At 61.5% G+C, this 17,355-nt stretch carries 19 protein-coding genes; 11 read left to right on the top strand and 8 right to left on the bottom strand.

The genetic code is table 11. From position 1 onward, the window contains the following. Positions 1-95 precede the first annotated feature (95 nt). Entirely contained in the window at positions 96-1,286 is a 1,191-nt protein-coding gene (locus QK296_RS12405) for a sugar transporter (protein WP_014718852.1), read from the top strand. 169 nt (positions 1,287-1,455) lie between these two features. On the opposite strand, the gene QK296_RS12410 is transcribed toward QK296_RS12405, so the two are convergent. Both QK296_RS12410 and QK296_RS12415 read right to left on the bottom strand, forming a co-directional pair. After that, on the bottom strand, positions 1,456-2,655 hold the full coding sequence (locus QK296_RS12410) for an NAD(P)/FAD-dependent oxidoreductase (RefSeq protein ID WP_169855947.1): 1,200 nt from the start codon (positions 2,653-2,655) through the stop codon (positions 1,456-1,458). Positions 2,656-2,766: 111 nt separating this feature from the next. Then, positions 2,767-3,762 carry a helix-turn-helix domain-containing protein gene (locus QK296_RS12415; RefSeq protein WP_003191989.1) on the bottom strand — a complete coding sequence of 332 codons (996 nt, stop codon included), beginning with the start codon at positions 3,760-3,762 and terminating at the stop codon, positions 2,767-2,769. Positions 3,763-4,047: 285 nt separating this feature from the next. On the opposite strand from QK296_RS12415, the gene QK296_RS12420 reads away from it, so the two are divergent. Together QK296_RS12420 and QK296_RS12425 are read left to right on the top strand one after the other, a co-directional pair. Further along, entirely contained in the window at positions 4,048-5,601 is a 1,554-nt protein-coding gene (locus QK296_RS12420) for a DUF726 domain-containing protein (RefSeq protein ID WP_169855946.1), read from the top strand. 42 nt (positions 5,602-5,643) lie between these two features. Continuing rightward, positions 5,644-6,963: an Nramp family divalent metal transporter gene (locus QK296_RS12425; protein ID WP_282390970.1), complete on the top strand. Its 1,320-nt coding sequence runs from the start codon at positions 5,644-5,646 to the stop codon at positions 6,961-6,963. Between the two features lie 27 nt (positions 6,964-6,990). On the opposite strand, the gene QK296_RS12430 is transcribed toward QK296_RS12425, so the two are convergent. From QK296_RS12430 to QK296_RS12440, 3 genes are all read right to left on the bottom strand, one after another. Continuing rightward, positions 6,991-7,368: a type II toxin-antitoxin system VapC family toxin gene (locus QK296_RS12430; protein WP_003191983.1), complete on the bottom strand. Its 378-nt coding sequence runs from the start codon at positions 7,366-7,368 to the stop codon at positions 6,991-6,993. Continuing rightward, on the bottom strand, positions 7,365-7,721 hold the full coding sequence (locus QK296_RS12435; protein WP_232964649.1) for a type II toxin-antitoxin system Phd/YefM family antitoxin: 357 nt from the start codon (positions 7,719-7,721) through the stop codon (positions 7,365-7,367). The genes QK296_RS12430 and QK296_RS12435 overlap by 4 nt, the downstream gene beginning before the upstream one ends. Positions 7,722-7,861: 140 nt before the next feature. Further along, entirely contained in the window at positions 7,862-8,794 is a 933-nt protein-coding gene (locus QK296_RS12440) for a LysR family transcriptional regulator (RefSeq protein WP_034134639.1), read from the bottom strand. 118 nt (positions 8,795-8,912) lie between these two features. Here QK296_RS12440 and QK296_RS12445 point away from each other — a divergent pair, with 118 nt between their 5' ends. The 6 genes from QK296_RS12445 to QK296_RS12470 all read left to right on the top strand — a co-directional run bounded on the left by QK296_RS12445 (position 8,913) and on the right by QK296_RS12470 (position 12,243). Beyond that, a complete protein-coding gene (locus QK296_RS12445) occupies positions 8,913-9,401 on the top strand; it encodes a DMT family transporter (protein WP_014718846.1) in 489 nt (162 codons plus the stop codon). Between the two features lie 4 nt (positions 9,402-9,405). Continuing rightward, entirely contained in the window at positions 9,406-9,861 is a 456-nt protein-coding gene (locus QK296_RS12450; protein WP_003191976.1) for a DMT family transporter, read from the top strand. An 88-nt stretch (positions 9,862-9,949) separates the two neighbouring features. Further along, the gene (locus tag QK296_RS12455; RefSeq protein WP_019816816.1) at positions 9,950-10,120 is read left to right on the top strand and encodes a putative metallothionein; all 171 of its coding nucleotides are present in this window, start codon (positions 9,950-9,952) and stop codon (positions 10,118-10,120) included. A 115-nt stretch (positions 10,121-10,235) separates the two neighbouring features. Beyond that, the gene (locus QK296_RS12460) at positions 10,236-11,012 is read left to right on the top strand and encodes a helix-turn-helix transcriptional regulator (protein ID WP_057710380.1); all 777 of its coding nucleotides are present in this window, start codon (positions 10,236-10,238) and stop codon (positions 11,010-11,012) included. 69 nt (positions 11,013-11,081) lie between these two features. Continuing rightward, positions 11,082-11,255, top strand: a complete 174-nt coding sequence (locus QK296_RS12465) for a DUF1427 family protein (RefSeq protein WP_003191972.1) — start codon at positions 11,082-11,084, stop codon at positions 11,253-11,255. 28 nt (positions 11,256-11,283) lie between these two features. Continuing rightward, positions 11,284-12,243 carry a zinc-binding alcohol dehydrogenase family protein gene (locus QK296_RS12470; protein WP_094774103.1) on the top strand — a complete coding sequence of 320 codons (960 nt, stop codon included), beginning with the start codon at positions 11,284-11,286 and terminating at the stop codon, positions 12,241-12,243. Between the two features lie 110 nt (positions 12,244-12,353). On the opposite strand, the gene QK296_RS12475 is transcribed toward QK296_RS12470, so the two are convergent. The 3 genes from QK296_RS12475 to QK296_RS12485 form a co-directional block, all read right to left on the bottom strand. Continuing rightward, positions 12,354-13,385, bottom strand: coding sequence for a purine nucleoside permease (locus tag QK296_RS12475; RefSeq protein ID WP_034134510.1), 1,032 nt, complete (start codon positions 13,383-13,385; stop codon positions 12,354-12,356). A gap of 14 nt (positions 13,386-13,399) precedes the next feature. Further along, the gene (locus QK296_RS12480; protein ID WP_032872109.1) at positions 13,400-14,350 is read right to left on the bottom strand and encodes a nucleoside-specific channel-forming protein Tsx; all 951 of its coding nucleotides are present in this window, start codon (positions 14,348-14,350) and stop codon (positions 13,400-13,402) included. Positions 14,351-14,528: 178 nt separating this feature from the next. Continuing rightward, positions 14,529-15,455, bottom strand: a complete 927-nt coding sequence (locus tag QK296_RS12485) for an AraC family transcriptional regulator (RefSeq protein ID WP_094774102.1) — start codon at positions 15,453-15,455, stop codon at positions 14,529-14,531. Positions 15,456-15,709: 254 nt separating this feature from the next. Here QK296_RS12485 and QK296_RS12490 point away from each other — a divergent pair, with 254 nt between their 5' ends. Together QK296_RS12490 and QK296_RS12495 are read left to right on the top strand one after the other, a co-directional pair. Further along, on the top strand, positions 15,710-16,483 hold the full coding sequence (locus tag QK296_RS12490; RefSeq protein ID WP_034134507.1) for an L-iditol 2-dehydrogenase: 774 nt from the start codon (positions 15,710-15,712) through the stop codon (positions 16,481-16,483). Between the two features lie 221 nt (positions 16,484-16,704). After that, complete coding sequence (locus tag QK296_RS12495) at positions 16,705-17,352, top strand: isochorismatase family protein (protein ID WP_003191960.1); 648 nt, start codon at positions 16,705-16,707, stop codon at positions 17,350-17,352. Positions 17,353-17,355: the final 3 nt, after the last annotated feature.

A 17,355-nucleotide genomic window follows, 5' to 3' on the forward strand; every position in this document is an offset into this window, starting at 1 on the left:
CGCAGCAACAGCGGTGCGAGAAACCTATAGAATGCTCGGCGGCGGCGCTTGTCCTGGGTGGCCGCTTGATCACCGTCAGAGTACCGCGCCCGTCAATGAGCCTTTCAGCCGCAACCCCACAAGCCAATTGGCAACCGGTCATCGCCCTTGCGCTGGCCGCGTTTGTGTTCAATACCACCGAATTTGTCCCCGTCGGGCTGCTCAGCGCCATTGGTGCCAGCTTTGATATGCCCGTGGCCAGCGTCGGCCTGATGCTCACCATCTACGCGTGGATCGTGTCGCTGACCTCGCTGCCGGTGATGCTACTGACCCGCAACGTCGAACGGCGCAAGCTGCTGATCGTATTGTTCGGTCTGTTTATTGCCAGCCATATTCTCTCTAGCGTGGCCACCAGCTTCGGCTTGCTGATGGTCAGTCGTGTCGGCATTGCCCTGGCCCATGCGTTGTTCTGGTCGATCACGGCTTCGCTGGCTGTACGCCTGGCGCCAGAGGGCAAGCAGGTGCAGGCCCTTGGCTTGCTGGCCACCGGCACATCCCTGGCGATGGTGTTGGGCATTCCCTTGGGCCGCCTGTTGGGCGAGGCCATGGGCTGGCGCACTACCTTCCTGGTGATCGCCGCGTTCGCCGCCGCCCTGGTGTTCTGGCTGGGGCGCACCTTGCCGCTGCTGCCCAGCCAGAACTCCGGCTCCCTGCGCAGTCTGCCGCTGCTGTTCAAGCGTCCTGCGCTGGTGGCGCTCTATGTGCTGACCGCAATGACCGTTACCGCGCAATTCACCGCCTACAGCTACATCGAACCCTTCGTCGAAGGCGTCGCCGGCCTGGGCGGCAGTGCCGTGACCCTGATCCTGCTGGTGTTCGGTGGTGCTGGCATCATCGGCTCGTTGTTGTTCAGCCTGGTGCATCGCCTCAACCCCCACCTGTTCGTGATCGGCGCAGTGTCTATCCTCGCCGCGTGCCTGGCGCTGATGCTGCCGTTGAGCGGCGCCGAGTCTTACCTGGTGGGGCTGAGTATTTTCTGGGGCATGGCGATCATGGGCTTTGGCCTGGCCATGCAGTCCAAGGTGCTGGTGCTGGCACCGGATGCCACCGATGTGGCCATGGCGATGTTTTCCGGGATCTACAACATCGGCATCGGCGGTGGTGCGTTGATGGGCAGTTGGGTCGGCAGCCACTTCGGCTTCGCCTGGATCGGCGCGGCGGGCGGTTTGCTGGCGGGGTTGGCGTTGGTGGGGTATTGCCTGGCGATTCGGCGGTTTGGGCAGGGTGGTGCCCCGATGCCAAGCTGATCGCCCCGTATCCACCGGATAACTGCAGACTTAATGTGGGAGCTGGCTTGCCTGCGATGGCGGTGTGTCAGCCACTGCATCTGTTGCTGCGCGACCGCTTTCGCAGGCAAGCCAGCTCCCACATTTGATCTTCACTGCCTTGAGCAATGCGTTCGCTTAACTGACTGTCCTACGCCACCGGAATCAACGGATCCGCCGCCGCCAGTGCCACTGCTCTATCCGCCGCCGGTGGGTAGATCCACACGCTATTGATCTGCTGTTTGAGTTCCTTGGCTTCCTGGCCCACCAGCTTGAGCTGACGGTCCCAGCCTTCGGTGTACACCGCGCCCCAGGCGCCGAGGTCGAGGCAGGTCACGTATTTGGGTTGGCTGTAGGCCATGGGGGCCACGCCGATCAGATCGGCGGCGACGTTGTTGCCGGCGTAGCGGCCCAGGGCGATAGCGTGCTGGCAGGACATGGCAGCGAAGTTGCCCAGCGCGTCTGTGGCGGCGTAGGCCACGTCGCCAGCGGCGAAGATGGCAGCCTGGCCCTTGACCTTGAGGTGGGCGTCCACGTGCAGGCGGCCCTGGGGATCGCGGGTGCCCTCAACCTGTTCGGTCAGCGGGTTGGCGCGAAAGCCGATGGTCCAGATCACGGTGCTTGATTCAATCCGCTGCCCATCCGCCAGGGTCACGCCACCGGCATCCACCGAGGCGACCGAGGTGTTCAGTACCCATTCAATCCCCAGCTCGCGGCTGGCTTCGATGATAGAGGGGCGTATGCCGTCGCCCATCGACGCGGCAATCTGCGGCCCGCGGTCGACCACGATCACACGGATGTTGGCCGTCTCACCCAGTGCCGCACGCAGGCGCGCCGGCATTTCGGTGGCGGTCTCGATACCGGTAAAGCCGCCGCCGGCCACCACCACGGTATTGCGGGCCGGGCTGTCGGGCAGGTTTTTCAGGGCGTTGATATGGGCTTCAAGGTGCGCGGCGTCTTCGATCTGATCCACATCGAACACTTGCTCGATGCCGTCCATGCCGGGGCGGTTCAAGCGGCTGCCGGCGGCCATTACCAGGCGATCGTAGGCGAGGGTGGACGGGATGCCGGCCGCGTTGCGGTAGGTCACTTGCTTATTAGTGGCGTCGATGCTGTCGGCAGCGCCTTGCACAAAGGTCACGCCCATAGCGTCGAACAGCGCATCAAGCGGGGCCAGCATGGTATGCACATCGGGCTCGTAGAACCGCGGGCGGATACGCAGTTCTGCTTGGGGTGCGAGCAGGCTGATACGCACATCGTTGCGGTCGTGTTTATCCAGTAGCCGAGCCGCGCTCAAGGCGCTCCACACGCCACCGAACCCGGCGCCAATGATCAGAATGTGTTGTTTCATGGGGTTGCTCCAGAGACCAGATAAGCCGCAAGGCATTGCCGGATCACTGTAAAAGCAGTAGGGTCTGTCCGAAAGGACAGATAACCCTGGATGACTGCCAGGTCAGTCGGCCTAGCGGGAAAAACGCTCGCGGTAGTCGCGCGGTGAGATGGCCAGGTGGCGGTGGAAGGTGCAGCGCATGCGTTCTTCGTCGCCAAACCCGCACAGCCCGGCGATCTGCTCGATGCTGCGCTGGGAGTCTTCAAGCATGCGGCGCGCCGCTTCCATGCGAAACAGCTCAATGGCCTTGGCCGGGGTGCGACCGGTTTTTTGCTTATAGACCCGGGCAAAATTGCGTGGGCTCATATGGCTCTGCGCGGCCAAGCGTTCGACGCTGAGGTCACTGTCGCGCAGGTTGTCGCTGATCCAGGCATGCAGCGCATCAAAGCCGGCGCTGTCGGCGGTTTGCGCTTGCAGCACCTGGCTGAACTGCGCCTGGCCACCGGGGCGCTTGAGGAACACCACCAGTTCGCGTGCCACTTGCAGCGCCACTTCGCGCCCGCAGTCGGCCTCCACCAACGCGAGCGCCAGGTCGATCCCGGCACTGACGCCCGCCGAGGTCCACACCTGACCCTGCTGCACGAAGATCGCGTCCACGTCCACCTCGATGCTCGGGAAGCGTTGCTTGAGCAGCTCGCACATGGCCCAATGCGTCGCCGCGCGGCGACCCTCCAGCAAGCCCGCCAACGCCAGCAAAAACGTGCCGCTGCACACCGACGCGGTACGTCGCGCCTGACCGGAGGCGTTGCGCAGCCAGTCCACCAGCGCAGTATTGTCCAGCATGGCTTGCTCAATGGCGGGCGCGCCGGGTACCACCAGGGTGTCGATGGTGGCTGGGTCCAACTGCGCCAAAGCCACAGTGTCGACGCTCAAGCCTTCGGCGGTTGACATCAGCCCGCCCGCCAGGCTGGCATTGTGCAGCACATAACCTTGCAAACCGCGTTCGGCCATGGCCTTGGTGGCGGCCCAGAACACCGTCTGCGCGCCGGTCAGGTCGAGCAAACCCATCTGCGGATACGTCAGGAACACCAAGGTGCGCGGTTGGGCCAATGGGGAGAGTAGGGTCATACGCTGGCCAGTTGCTCGATCTGGCTCAAGGTGCGCAAGTTTGCACCCATGCCCCTGGTAAATGGCTTGAGTTGTTCAAGTTTGGACGTCATGACAGTGGTCTCCGGTAAAGGGGCAGGGCGCTGTTTTACCATGCCCCCCAGACAGTTTAAGCCGTCGCGCAGCGTTTGGTCTTGGTTGAATACTGTTTTGGCCAGGCCCTTCTGCAAACGTCGGTCAGGATTCACCGTTCTGATCGCCTCTGTTTGTTACTATCGCCATCCCGTCACCCGGAGTCGCCGCTCTATGCAACACCAGTGGGATGAAATGCACCGCACCCGCAAGCCCACGTTCGTCCTGTGTGGCGAGCCCCAGGGGGATGTGCTCAATCTCTATGTTCACGGTTACTCGGCGTTCTTCAACCGCCAGCAACTGGGCAATTTCAAGCAACAGTTGGCGGCTATCGAAGGCTCGACCAACCTGATGCTGTTCTGGCCGGCGGGGCATTTTCTGGAAAACCTGTTTGCACCGTTCAAGGACGTGCTCGCCTCATTGCTCGGCGGTGGCGGCCTGGGCGCGGCGACAGTGGGCGTGGGCAAGGCCATTGCCTATTTCCTTGATCATTACAAAAGCGTCGAGGCGCGGGTGGATGAAGTGGCCAAGACCTTGTTGCCCGAACTGGCCGGCTACCTGCACGACCAGTCGCTGCCGGTACGGCGCATCAACCTGATCGGCCATTCCCTGGGCGCGCGCATTCTGGTCAAGAGCCTGCTGGCCAGCCCCGAGATCGCTCGCGAACTGCCGTTGAATAACCTGTTGTTGATGGGCGGGGCGATCTGTACCTCGAGCCCCTGGGACGAGGTGTCGGCGCCGCTCAAAGGGCGACTGATCAACTGCCATTCCAGCAAGGACTGGGCGCTGGCCATGAAGCCCGATACCGAGCGTTGCATCGGCCGCTATGCGATTGACGTGACGCCCGCGCTCAAGGCCAAGGTGACCAATGTGCACCTGGCCAGCTTCGATCATGCCGCCTATTGGCCGCAGTTGAAGACGGTGGTGCAGTACACCGATTTGCTGCAGGAGCGGCGCGGCATGATCCGTGTGGACTCGCGCAGCAGTGACGTGCGGTTTGCCGAAGCGGACGGGGACCTGTACCCGGCATTGGTGCAAGCGCGGCCGGAGGAGCTGAAGTTTCTTGCCGAACTGATGGCGCAAAAGCGCAGTGCTGCGATTGATGCCAGTGTGCGCGAACCGTTGAAACTGGCCATTGAGTTGCAGCGCATGGGCGGCGACAGCTTTATGAATCTGGCTCGTGGCCATGGCGTGGGCTATCGCCAGATTGCCGAAGACGTGGCGCAACGCCTGGGCATCAAGTTCGACCAACCACTTGAACACGTGGCGCTGGCAGAGATCGAAGGACAGGTCGCAGAAACACTGATCGAGCAGTACAAGGGCAAACTCAGCCGCGCTGATCGTCAGGCGTTCGAGGCCGAGCTCCAGGCGGCTGCGCAAAAAGAGCAGGGGGTGTTCAAGCGCTTGGATGTGGGCCGTTCGGCTACCGCAGCCTTGAGCGGCACGGCATTGGCCGGGCTGACCGGGTTTATCCTGCGACGCGGTGCGGCGACGGCGATCCCAGTGGTGGGCCAGGCGCTGGCTGCGGCGATGTTGCTGGTCAGCGGCGTTCGGGCGTTTTCCGGCCCGGCGTATTCGATCACGACCTTGGCGGTATTGGTGATCGGCGTGATTCGTCAGCGCATGGAGCGCGAGGCGCTTAACCAGGAGCTGGATCTGGTGGTGCAAGTGGTGGAAGCGTTTGACCTACCACGGGATACGGTGATGCGCACGGTCGCCACCGACTGATAAGCTGCTGCCCAAGTCTTGTGTATTTGCCTGGAATACCGCGTGAAATTCAGCCTGCCAAAAATCGCTACCGCCCCGTTCTGCCCGCCGGAAGTGGCTGGTTCTGTCGCTGTTGATCCCAAGGCCTCGTTTTTTAAACGGGTGTTGATGTTCGCTGGCCCAGGCCTGTTGATCTCCATCGGCTACATGGACCCCGGCAACTGGGCAACGGCCATTGAAGCCGGTTCACGCTACGGCTACAGCCTGCTGTTTGTGGTGCTGCTGGCCAGCCTGGCGGGGATGGCGGTGCAATGCCTGTGTTCGCGGCTGGGCATCGCCACTGGCAAGGACCTGGCGCAACTGTGCCGTGAGCGCTACAGCCAGCGCTCTGCTCGTACCCAGTGGGTGTTGGCGGAAATCTCCATCATCGCCACAGACCTTGCCGAAGTGCTCGGCTGCGCCCTGGCGTTTCACCTGTTGCTGGGGGTGTCGCTGACCACCGGCATTGTCATCACGGCATTCGATACGCTGTTGATCCTGGCCCTGCAAAATCGTGGTTTTCGCCGCCTCGAAGCGATCATGCTGGCGCTGGTCGCCACCATCGGCGTGTGCTTTTTCATCGAACTGGTGCTGATCAAACCCTACTGGCCCGACGTGCTCAGCGGGTTCACCCCGTCACTGTCGGCCATCAGCGATGCGGCGCCGTTGTACCTGGCCATCGGCATCCTCGGCGCCACGGTCATGCCCCATAACCTCTACCTGCACACCTCTATCGTGCAGACCCGCCTGATCGGCAAGGACCTGGCGAGCAAGCAGGACGCGGTCAAGCTGGCGCGTATCGACACCATTGGCTCCCTGGCCTTGGCGCTGTTGGTCAACGCCGCGATTCTGGTGCTGGCGGCAGCGGCCTTCTACAAGACCGGCCATACCGATGTGGTGGAAATCCAGGACGCCTATCACCTGCTCGACCCCCTGGTCGGCGGTGCTTTCGCCAGCATCCTGTTCGGTATCGCCTTGCTTGCTTCGGGCCAGAGTTCGACCTTTACCGGCACCATTGCCGGCCAAGTGATCATGGAGGGTTACCTCAACCTACGTATACCTTACTGGCAGCGCCGCCTGATTACCCGTGGGCTGGCGTTGATCCCGGCGTTTCTAGGCGTATGGCTGATGGGTGATGATGCCATCGGCAAGCTGCTGATTCTCAGCCAGGTGGTACTGAGCCTGCAGTTGCCCTTTGCGTTGTACCCGTTGATCCGCATGACCGGTGACAAGCAATTGATGGGGCCGTTCGTCAATCGGCTGCCCACGCGGCTGCTGGCGTGGTTTCTGTTCGCGGTGATCAGTGGGGCGAATGCGTGGTTGATTGGGCAGTGGTTGTTCTGACACTGAGGTGCATTGCCGAGGCAGTGCCTACACCAAGATGGCCAAGGATGTGTATTGGGCAACTTCTGGGTCAGCAGTCAATAGCTTCATCGGCTCAGTCATGGCTGTTGCAATGATCAGCCGATCGAAGGGATCCTTGTGATGATGTTCAAGATCCCTGACGGCAATGGCATGCTCCAGGCTGATGGGTAATTCGACGAAGCCACTTTCCAGGCAGTATTCGCGAATTTTATCTAAGTCCACAGCGAGCTTTCCCAAGCTAACCTTGATTGCCATCTCCCAAAATGTCGCCGCACTGACGTAAATTTCGGCGGCGTTTTCTATCAGCTTGCGGGCTTTACCGGACAGTTTGGAGTCATCGTTGAGTGCCCATAGCAGGATATGGGTATCCAACAATAGCCTCATGAATGACTGCCCTCAAAGGCATCCAAAAGATCGCTGGGGAGTGGGGCGTCGAAGTCTTCAGGAATGGTCAACTCGCCCTTCATTGCGCCAATTCGCCGGCCCTTGGACTTACCAAGCGGGACGAGCTGCGCCATTGCGCGACCATGTTTGGCGATAGTGATGATTTTGCCAGCGGCGGCTTCATCGACCAGTTTGGACAGGTTGTTTTTTGCCTCACCGAGGGCAACGGTAATCATGGGGGCTTCTCCGTGTTTTGGCCAAATATAGCCAAAACTACGACCGCTATCAAAGATGGCACGACCACTGGCGGCCGCTCGTTCAGCGCGGGATGGTGTGTGGTACGTAGTGACCATGAAGTCTCTCCAAATAAATTTGGCTAAAGTCTGCCCCAGCGCACCGTCCCCAGAAATACTGGCCCTCAAAATCAGAACGGGCCTACGTTTTCTACTAGGAATATTCCTTCACTGGCGCCGTTCAGCAGCGTCAAAATCCGTCACCGATCCCAATACGGCACCGTCCCAAAACACTCCACGAAATAGTCGATCACCGTGCGCACCTTCAGCGACAGCCTGCGGCTGCCCGGCCACAACGCAGCGATCTGTTGGGGCTCCAGGGTTGTCGCGACCTCGTACTCACTCAGCACCGCCTGCAAGGTACCGGCGCGCAGGCTTTCGCCAATCAGCCAGGACGGAAACACCACCAGGCCCAGGCCTTGTTCGGCGGCGTGGGTGAGGGTGTCGGCGTGGTTGCCGGTGATGGGGCCGCTGACGCTGTAGGCAGTCCAGTCGCCTTGGCCGCGGCGGAAGAACCAGCGCTGCTGACCGGTGATGCCTTTGTAGGCCAGGCAATGGTGGTGGGCCAGTTCGTCAGGGTGGCGCGGCGTGCCATGTTGGGCCAGGTAAGCAGGGCTGGCCGCGATGCGAAAGCGTTGCGGCGCGAAGATGCGCGCCTGCATGCCCGAGTCATTGAGCACGCCAATACGAAACAGCAGGTCGGTGCCATCTTGCAGCGGGTCGACGAAGGTGTCGGTTTGCTGGATATCCAGCTGCAACTTCGGGTAGCGCCGGCACAGCCCTCCCAGCCAGGGTGAAAGGTGACGCTGGCCGAACACCATGGGCGCGTTGATGCGCACCAGGCCGCTGGGTTCGTTGTCTTGCTCTTGCAGGGCCTGGTTCGCCGTCTCCAACTGCTCGAGTAGCAAGCGTGCGTGGCGGCCCAGCAGGCGGCCGGCTTCGGTGGGGCTGACGGCACGCGTATGGCGGTAGAGCAATTGCTGGCCGACGGCCTGCTCCATCAGTTGAATCTGCCGCGAGATGGAGGAGGGCGCCAGGCTTTCACGGCGGGCTACTTCGGAAAAGCTGCCCTGGTCCAGCACGGCCACAAACAGGCGTAGCGCCTTGAAACTCAGTTCATTCAAGCCCTGCATCATTTCTCCAGGCTGTGCGTTTTTCGCAAAGGTGTTGTCCGCATAATCCCATTTATCGCACAGCACGGCCACCGGATAATGCGCGCCATGTTTTTCTTTCTTGATACACGGGTGATGTATGCAGGCACGTTCTACCGAGGGGCTGGCGCAGGCCAGGCCGAGCAATAACCTTTTACGGCTGCTGCTGTTGCCGTTGGTGATTCTGGCGGGCATGGGCCTGTCGGTGGAGGCCGGGTTGCTTGGGCCATTGGGCGCGCAGGTCGGGCATTTGTGGGCGACGTTGAGCATCTTTGGCGTTGGCACGGCGATTCTGTTCTTACTGCTGCTGTTCAGCGGCCCGCAAAAGGGCCCGGCCTTCACGCAACTGCCGCGCTGGCAGTTGATCGGCGGGTTTCTGGGGCCAATGTATGTAGTGGTGTTGACCCTGGCCACACCGCACATCGGCATCGCGATGACCATGATCGCGATCCTCTCGGGCCAGGTGGGCAAGAGTGTGTTGATCGACCACTTCGGCTGGTTCGGCACGGCGCGCAAACGCGTCAATGGCGAGCGCTGGATCGCGTTGGCGTTGATTGTGGCGGCTCTGGTTCTGATTGCACGAGGCTAAGGCGATGAATCTGTTTATGTTGTTGGTGGTGGTGATTGCAGCAGGGGCGGTGCTGAGTGTGCAGGCCGCTATTAATGGGCGTCTGGGCCAGACTGTGGGGGTGTTGCGCAGCAGCCTGTTGACCTTCGCGGTGGGCGCGCTGACCACGGCGCTGTTGATATTTTTCTTCGAGCCGGCCCAGGCCGTCAGCCTGCTGGAGGTGCCCAAGTGGCAATTGACGGGTGCTCTGTTTGGTGTGGTGTACATGATGGTGATGGTCGGCGCGGTACCTGTGGTCGGCACGGCTGTCGCCACGGTGGCGGTGATCGTCGGGCAACTGGGCATGGGCATGTTGATTGACAACTTTGGCTGGCTGGGCAACCCGGCGATCGAGCTGTCGGGCAGTCGTATCCTCGCGATGCTGTTGCTCGCCCTGGCGTTGGTGTTCATGTACCGCAGTAATAGCCGCCGAGCCGACTGACGGCGCTGAACCATGCCTGCCTGTCCAAGGTCACTGCTTAAGGTGCGGCGCTCGCTGCATCGGACGACCATGAAAAAGGAGTCTGACCATGCCAGATCAAACCTGTGCTTGCCCTCACTGCAAATGTGTATTGGGCGCTGACGCAATCATGAAAGACGGCAAGGGCTATTGCTGCCAGGGCTGTGCCGAGCACCATGCTCACGGTGAACCCTGCGCGGCGGCGACGGGATGCGAATGCGCCAAGTCGGCCCACGGTTGACAGGATTGACCTGCAGGCCCGGGCACCCGGTGCCTGCAGGATGAGTAAAAACAGTTCGCTTGCCCGCGGCCAGTCTTTACCATGGCGGCCCATCCTTGATTGATGTGTACCCGCCATGGCCCTGGCCGCGCCTCCCGACCTCACTGATCACGCCGTTCCCGTGCAACCGTTGGCGCGTACCTACCCGCGTGGATTATACGTAGAGCCGCACAGCCACGATTGGGGCCAACTGCTCTACGCCATGAGCGGGGTGATGTGGGTCGAGACGCCACGCGAAGCCCTGGTGGTGCCGCCCCAGCGCGCGGTGTGGTTGCCGCCGGGTGTGGAGCACGGGATCCGCGTGGTCTCCGATTTGCAAATGCGCAATATCTACCTGCGCCCGGCATTGGCGGCGACGCTGGACAGCCAGGTGCAGGTCATCGAAGTGGGTCGCTTGTTGCGGGAGTTGATCGTGACCTTGGTGGAGCAGGGCGATCACGGCGATGCGGCCTACTACGAGGCTGTCGTAGGCCTGGCTCTGCTGGAGTTGCAACGCGCACGTCGCTCGTCTATTCGCATTGCCATGCCGGTGGCGGCTGATCGTCGGCTGATCAATGCGTGCCAGGCGGTCATGGCGTCGCCCTCCCTGGACGTCCCGTTCGAGCAGCACGCCGAGGCGGCGGGCGCCAGCGTGCGCACTCTGGCGCGGCTGTTCCAGCAGCACCTGGGCATGGGGTTTGCCCAGTGGCGTCGTCAGGTGCAGTTGGCTACGGCGGCGGCGGAGTTGATCCAGGGCCAGTCGGTGAGCGGCATTGCGCGCACCCTGGGTTACTCGCCCAGCAGCTTCAGCGATATGTTCCGACGCGAACTGGGCGTGTCGCCGTCCCAGTACCGGGGTTGGCCGAAATCCTGAAGCACTTGGCCGATACCCACGGTAGGCGCGCCCTAGACTGAGCCTATCAATCCACCGGGCGCAGCCTTCATGAGCTATTTGATTTCCTTGGCCATCGGCCTGTTTGTCGGCGTGATCTACGGCGCGCTGGACTTCCGTTCACCGGCACCGCCCGCTATCGCACTGGTCGGCCTGATGGGCATGCTGCTCGGCGAAAAGCTCTGGCCCATGACGCGACAGTTGGTCAGTGGTTGGTTGTCCTGATCCCTTTTCCCTTCGACGGATGCCCTCGATGAACGCACTGCAATTTACCGCCACCGGCGACCTCGCCCACCTGAGCCTGGTGGAGGTGCCCGTGCCGGTGCCGTCTGCCGGCGAAGTGCTGGTGCAGATTAACGCTGCGGGCCTGAACCCCAGCGACGTGAAAAACGTGCTTGGCCGCTTCCCCTACACCACGCTGCCACGCATCCCAGGGCGTGATTTTGCCGGCGTGGTGGTGGAGGGGCCGCAAGCATTGCTCGGCCAGGCAGTCTGGGGCACCGGTCGCGACCTGGGTTTTTTCGCTGACGGTTCCCATGCCCAATACCTGCGCGTATCCGCCAAGGGCGTGGCGCACAAACCCGCGCATTTGAGCTTTGCCCAGGCGGCCAGCCTCGGCGTGCCCTATACCACTGCCTGGGATGCCTTGGAGCGCAGTGGCGTTGGCCAGGGCACGCGCTTGCTGGTGATTGGCGCCAACGGCGCGGTCGGCAGTGCGGCGCTGGCGCTGGCGAAGATACGCGGCGCGCAGGTGCTGGCGGCTGTGCGCAAGGCCGATCAGCTCGAGTTGTTGCAGGCTCAAGGGTTGGACGCGATTGCCTTGGGTAAGCCAGAGGCGCTGGGCGCGCAAGTGCAGGCCGTGTTCAAGGGCGGCGCCGACGTGATCTTTGACACCACCGGTTTCTGGCTGCCTGCCGCGGTGGCGGGGCTGGCACCGTTCGGCCGCATTGCGATCATCGCCGCCCCGGTTGACGGCCTCGTGCAGTTACCGGCCCTGGCGCTGTACCGTAAGGGCGGGTCGGTGGTGGGGGTCAACTCGTTGCTGTACAGCTGCGAACAATGCGCGGTGATGTTGGAGGCGTTTGGGCGCTTCTTTGATGAAGGCCTGTTGCCGCTGCCTACGGGGTTGCGTGAAGTGGCGTTGGTGGAGGGTGTTCAGTGCTATGCAGAAGTGAACAACGGCAGCCCAGACAAAATCATTTTCCTGCCGTGATGGGATAGAAATGTGGGAGCGGGCTTGCCCGCGAATGCGGTGTATCAGTCACTTATATATCGACTGACACTCTGCATTCGCGAGCAAGCCCGCTCCCACAGTATTGATCTTCACTCGACCTCGGGAACGCCTTTTTCCCACGCCGACCAGTTCTCCACAATCGCCTGGACCAACGGGTTGCCCGTGCGGTACAGGTTTTCCAGCGCGGGTACAAAACCACCCTGGTCCGCATACTTGAGCAGGTTGTCTACCTCGCTGTAGCCCGGATAAGGCCGGTCAAAGTCGGAGCCGGCGCGCACCACGGCCAGGCGCTGGATATCCACCAAACCTTCGCGGCTGGCGCGCAGCAGCGCTTCGTAGGTGGAGTTGTCCTCTTGTTGGGTGGTGCAGTATTCGCCTTTGTTGTCGGTGAGCAACTGGGTCCAGACCTCGGCACGTTCGCTCAACCGCGTGCCGGAAAACCAAGTGTTGCCCGCCAGGGTGTCGCAGCGCGTGACTTGCGGCGGTTGGTTGGCCGGGGCGGCAGGGTAGTGTTTACGCCAAGCGGCAGACTCTTTGCTTTCTGTCAGTTCCACCTTGTGCGACAAGGCAAACGCTTTGGCTTGCAGCTTTTGGTTGAGCTCGAACACTTCGGTCTTGTAGTCCAGCGGAGGTTTTTCGTTGGGCCCCTTGGTGTTGATCCCGATATAGCCCGTCGGCCAGTCCTTGGGCGCATCCCGTGAATCCAGCTCCCACTGCGTGCCGAACTCCACCAGGTAATGAGCCCAGGCGGCGGTGCCGATGGTGCCGTGCTTGGGGTTGATGCCGGCGATTCCCGCGATCAGGAAGTAACTCTGGCGCAGGTCGAACTTGGGCGACAGTGCCAGGGCCAGCGTGGACGCGGCCGCGTTGGTCTGGCCCATGCCCGTCACCAGCAGGCACACGTCCTGGGCGTTGCAGCGAATTACCGGGTATTCGGCAGACAAGCCCGGTACGCGCACTTCTTGTTTGAGGGCCAGGCGGTCGATCCAGGTTTGCGCCTCGGGGGCGAACATGGTGATCAGCATCACCTTGGGTTTGATCGGCGCCGGGTTATCCGCCAGCACCACGTGGGGCAATAGGGCCAGGCCTGCGGCCAGCGAGATACGGGTCAATGCGTTCATCTACAGCTCCTTGATCAGAATTGATAGCCCACGCCGGCGTAGTAACCCCAGCCGTCTGAGCGTGCGCGGAAGTTGCCTTCGCCGAAATTCAACTCGCTGCCGTCCTCCCAGTTGCCGCCGTTGTGAAAGTAACGGCCGACCAGGGTAAAGCGCAGATGGGTAAACGAGTACAGCAACACGTTGGTGGCCACCAGGGAATTGGCGGTGCGCGCCGGGTTGTCCTTGTGCAGGTCCGAGCCGAAATCGTAGTTGGTAAAACCGATGTAGGTCAGCGAGGCGCCGTTGTCGAACTTGCCGATGGGCACGATGTACTTCATCTGCGCCCGGTAGCCGTCCCAGGAATACTCATTGCTGGCGCCGTAGTTTTCCCACTGGTAGCGCCCGTAGAAGTTGGCCGACAGGTTGACCCGCGAGTGGGTGTCGATATCGGTGCCCAGGCCGCTGTACAGAGTGTTGGCGCGGTTTTCCTTGCGGCTGCCGTGGTCGTAGATCCAGTCAAATGCCACATACCATTCCTTGAATGGGCCAATTGCCAGGCTGCGTCCTGCGAGGTAGTCGATGGAGATCCGCGGTTCATGCTCCATGAACACCGGCGAGCCATGGTCCCACACGCCTTTGTCATTACTGTTACCGATGGTGAGGATCTTCGGTACATCGATATAGCCGTACAACTCAAAGGGGCCCTTGCGCCCGAAGTACTCGTATTCCAGGTAGACGTCATCTTGAGGCTTGGGGCCGAAACTGATGTCTTTGCTGCCGATCAGCGTGAGGTCCTGGTTGAACCACTCGGACAGATACACGCCTTTTTTCGCCGGGGGGTTGGCTTCAGGGCTGAGGGTTTCGCCCTGTGCTGAGTCATCCACGGGCTTTTCCTGCGCCAAAATGGGTGCACTGAGTACTCCCGTAACGGCGGCCAGTAGCAACGAAACGCCAAGACCGGCACGAGGCTTTGAGGTGGGGTGCATTGAAAGTCCTTATTCTTACGCGGTTTAAACCCGATTCGACGGGGAGGAGTGAACTTGGCGGTCAAGTTCGTTCCGCAAACGTTTGCACAGGCTGTACCAACTTGGGTCAATGGCTTGAACTGTTTAGAAAAAAGTCGAATTTGCCGACGCTTTGGTCAGGAAAATAGGGGGATTCCTATCATCCCTGCGGGTCAGAGGAATGGAACATCGGCAGTGCGGCCTGCCGCCGGTATTCACTCGGCGTCTGGTGCATTTCGATACGAAAGTGGCGGTTGAAATTCGACAGGTTGGCGTAGCCCACCTCAAAGCAGATGTCCGCCACTGACATCTGGCTGTGCAACAGCAAGCGGCAGGCACGCTGCACCCGGAACTTGCGCATCAGGTCGATAAAGCCATGGCCGGTGTTGCGCTTGAAAAACCGCGAAAAGCCCGGTTCGCTCATGTCCAATTGCCGGGCGATATCCGACAGGCGTACATCGCCGGTCAACTCCCGCATCAGGTAGTCAAACGCCTTGTTGATACGTTCGGCGCTGCGCGCATCCAGGGTCGGTGCGTAGCACGGGCTGGCCAGGGTATTGGCCTGTGCAGGCGGTGCGTTCTTCAGGGTGTCGAGCAGTTGCAGGAACAGGGTCAGGCGTTGCAACCCATGGGCGCTGCCGATGGCCTCCATCAGCCCTGCCGCGCTCGTTGCGGTCTCGCCGGTGAATTCTATGCCCCGTCGCGCCCGTGCAAACAGTGACTGTAAATCACCGAGCTCAGGCAGGGTGGTGCGCAGGGCGAGCAGGGCGGCGCCGTCGAATTGCAGTACCACATCGCGTCCGTGCTGGTATTCGCCGGGGGCCAGGTCACCGATCCAGTCGTGGGGCAGGCCAGGGCCGATCAGCGCGACATGCCCGGCGCTGAACGCACCGATATAGTCGCCCGCCACCAGCTTGCCGCTGCCTTGGCGGATCAGGTGGATTTCGAATTCAGGATGATGGTTCCAGCGCGCCAATTCATAGGGATAGTCATGTTCGAACCAGCGAAAGCCGTGTTCCGGTTCGGGCAGGATCACCTCAAGCTCCGCAGGGCGGTGCTCGAACAGGGTGGCGGGGCTGATGGGCATGGTGCTGCCTCTTGTAATGGTGCAATTTTCTCAAAATACCCTCACTGGCAATCGGTGCGCTAGCCCCGGTTTCGCCTGAGACTGATACTTTTTTGATCCTGTGCCTCAGGTTAAAAAAGTATCAGCCTCGCATTCGCCAGCCGTTTGTGACGCGGCAGGCCAAGCTGCTGTAATCGAGGCTCAACAACAAGGGGCGGCAAGCTGTTCTCGGCGACGCTCACCGGCTACCGGCAATAACTTTTTCAGGAGACCCCATGAAACGACTCGAAGGTAAAAGCGCGCTGATCACCGGATCGGCGCGTGGCATTGGCCGTGCGTTTGCCCAGGCCTACATCGCTGAAGGCGCCACGGTAGCCATTGCCGACATCAACCTGCAACAGGCCCAAGCCACCGCCGCCGAACTGGGGCCGCAGGCTTACGCCGTGGCGATGGACGTCACCGACCAAGCCTCCATCGACGCGGCCGTCGCCACGGTGGTGAGCCATGCGGGCAAGCTCGATATCCTGATCAACAACGCCGCCCTGTTCGACCTGGCCCCCATCGTCGACATCACCCGCGACAGCTTTGAACGGCTGTTCTCGATCAACGTCGCCGGCACCCTGTTCACCCTGCAGGCCGCAGCCCGGCAGATGATCAGCCAAGGGCATGGCGGCAAGATCATCAACATGGCCAGCCAGGCCGGGCGGCGCGGCGAGCCGTTGGTAGCGGTCTATTGCGCGACCAAGGCGGCGGTGATCAGCCTGACGCAATCGGCGGGGTTGAACCTGATCAAGCAAGGCATCAATGTGAATGCCATCGCCCCCGGTGTGGTGGACGGTGAGCATTGGGATGGGGTGGATGCGCTGTTCGCCAGGCATGAAGGGCTGGCGCCTGGCGAGAAGAAAAAGCGCGTAGGGGATGAGGTGCCGTTTGGGCGGATGGGCACGGCGCAAGACCTGACCGGCATGGCGATCTTCCTGGCGTCGAAGGACGCCGATTATGTGGTGGCCCAGACCTATAACGTTGATGGCGGCAATTGGATGAACTAGTGTTTGACGCTGACCCAACTGTGGGAGCTGGCTTGCCTGCGATAGCGCTGGTGGATTCACTCCAATCATCGCAGGCAAGCCAGCTCCCACCTTTGAACTTCAGCGTTCTTGAGAATAGGTGAGTCAGCAAAGCATCGATCCCCGCAGTAAACTGTCCCATACTTCAAGATTTCTACGCTCGCCCTCAGGCGCTCGTACGTGCAGACCACCCGAGAACGACCATGAGCCTTTCGAAAGCTGCCATCGCTTCATTCGACGTCGACGCCCAGAAGAGCTTCACGCCTTTATGCCCCGACGAGTTGCCAGTGGCCGGTGGCGACCACATTGGTGCCGAACTCAACTACATGGCCAGCCTCGCCGGCCACCGCATCGGCAGCAAGGACGCCCACACCCCCCACGCGCCCTGGGTGGTCGCGCAACACAGCGAGATGCTGCAACCCACCGGCCTGGTCCATGCCGACGTGACCTGGGTCAGCCACTGCGTGCCGGGCACCGAGGGGTTCACCTTGCTCGATGAGTTGCCCACGCCCTATGACTACGACTACTTCATCTGGAAAGGGGTCGAGCCCGACCTGCACCCCTACGGCGCCTGTTACCACGACCTGCACGACAAACTGTCCACCGGCGTCATCGAGTACCTCAAGGCCCACGGCGTGGCCCGCGTGATCGTCGGCGGCCTGGCGCTGGATTACTGCGTCAAGACCACCGCGTTGCAATTGCTCAAGGCCGGCTTGCACGTTGTTCTGCATTTGCCGGCGTGCCGAGGCATCAGCGAGGAGGGCGGTGTACAGGCTGTCGACGAATTGCTCAAGGCCGGTGCACACGTCAGTCGCACCCGCGAAGAACTGGCCCTGATTGCGCAGGGCTAAGCC

Source organism: Pseudomonas sp. AL10, assembly GCF_029960685.1.
Classification (GTDB): domain Bacteria; phylum Pseudomonadota; class Gammaproteobacteria; order Pseudomonadales; family Pseudomonadaceae; genus Aquipseudomonas; species Aquipseudomonas lactis.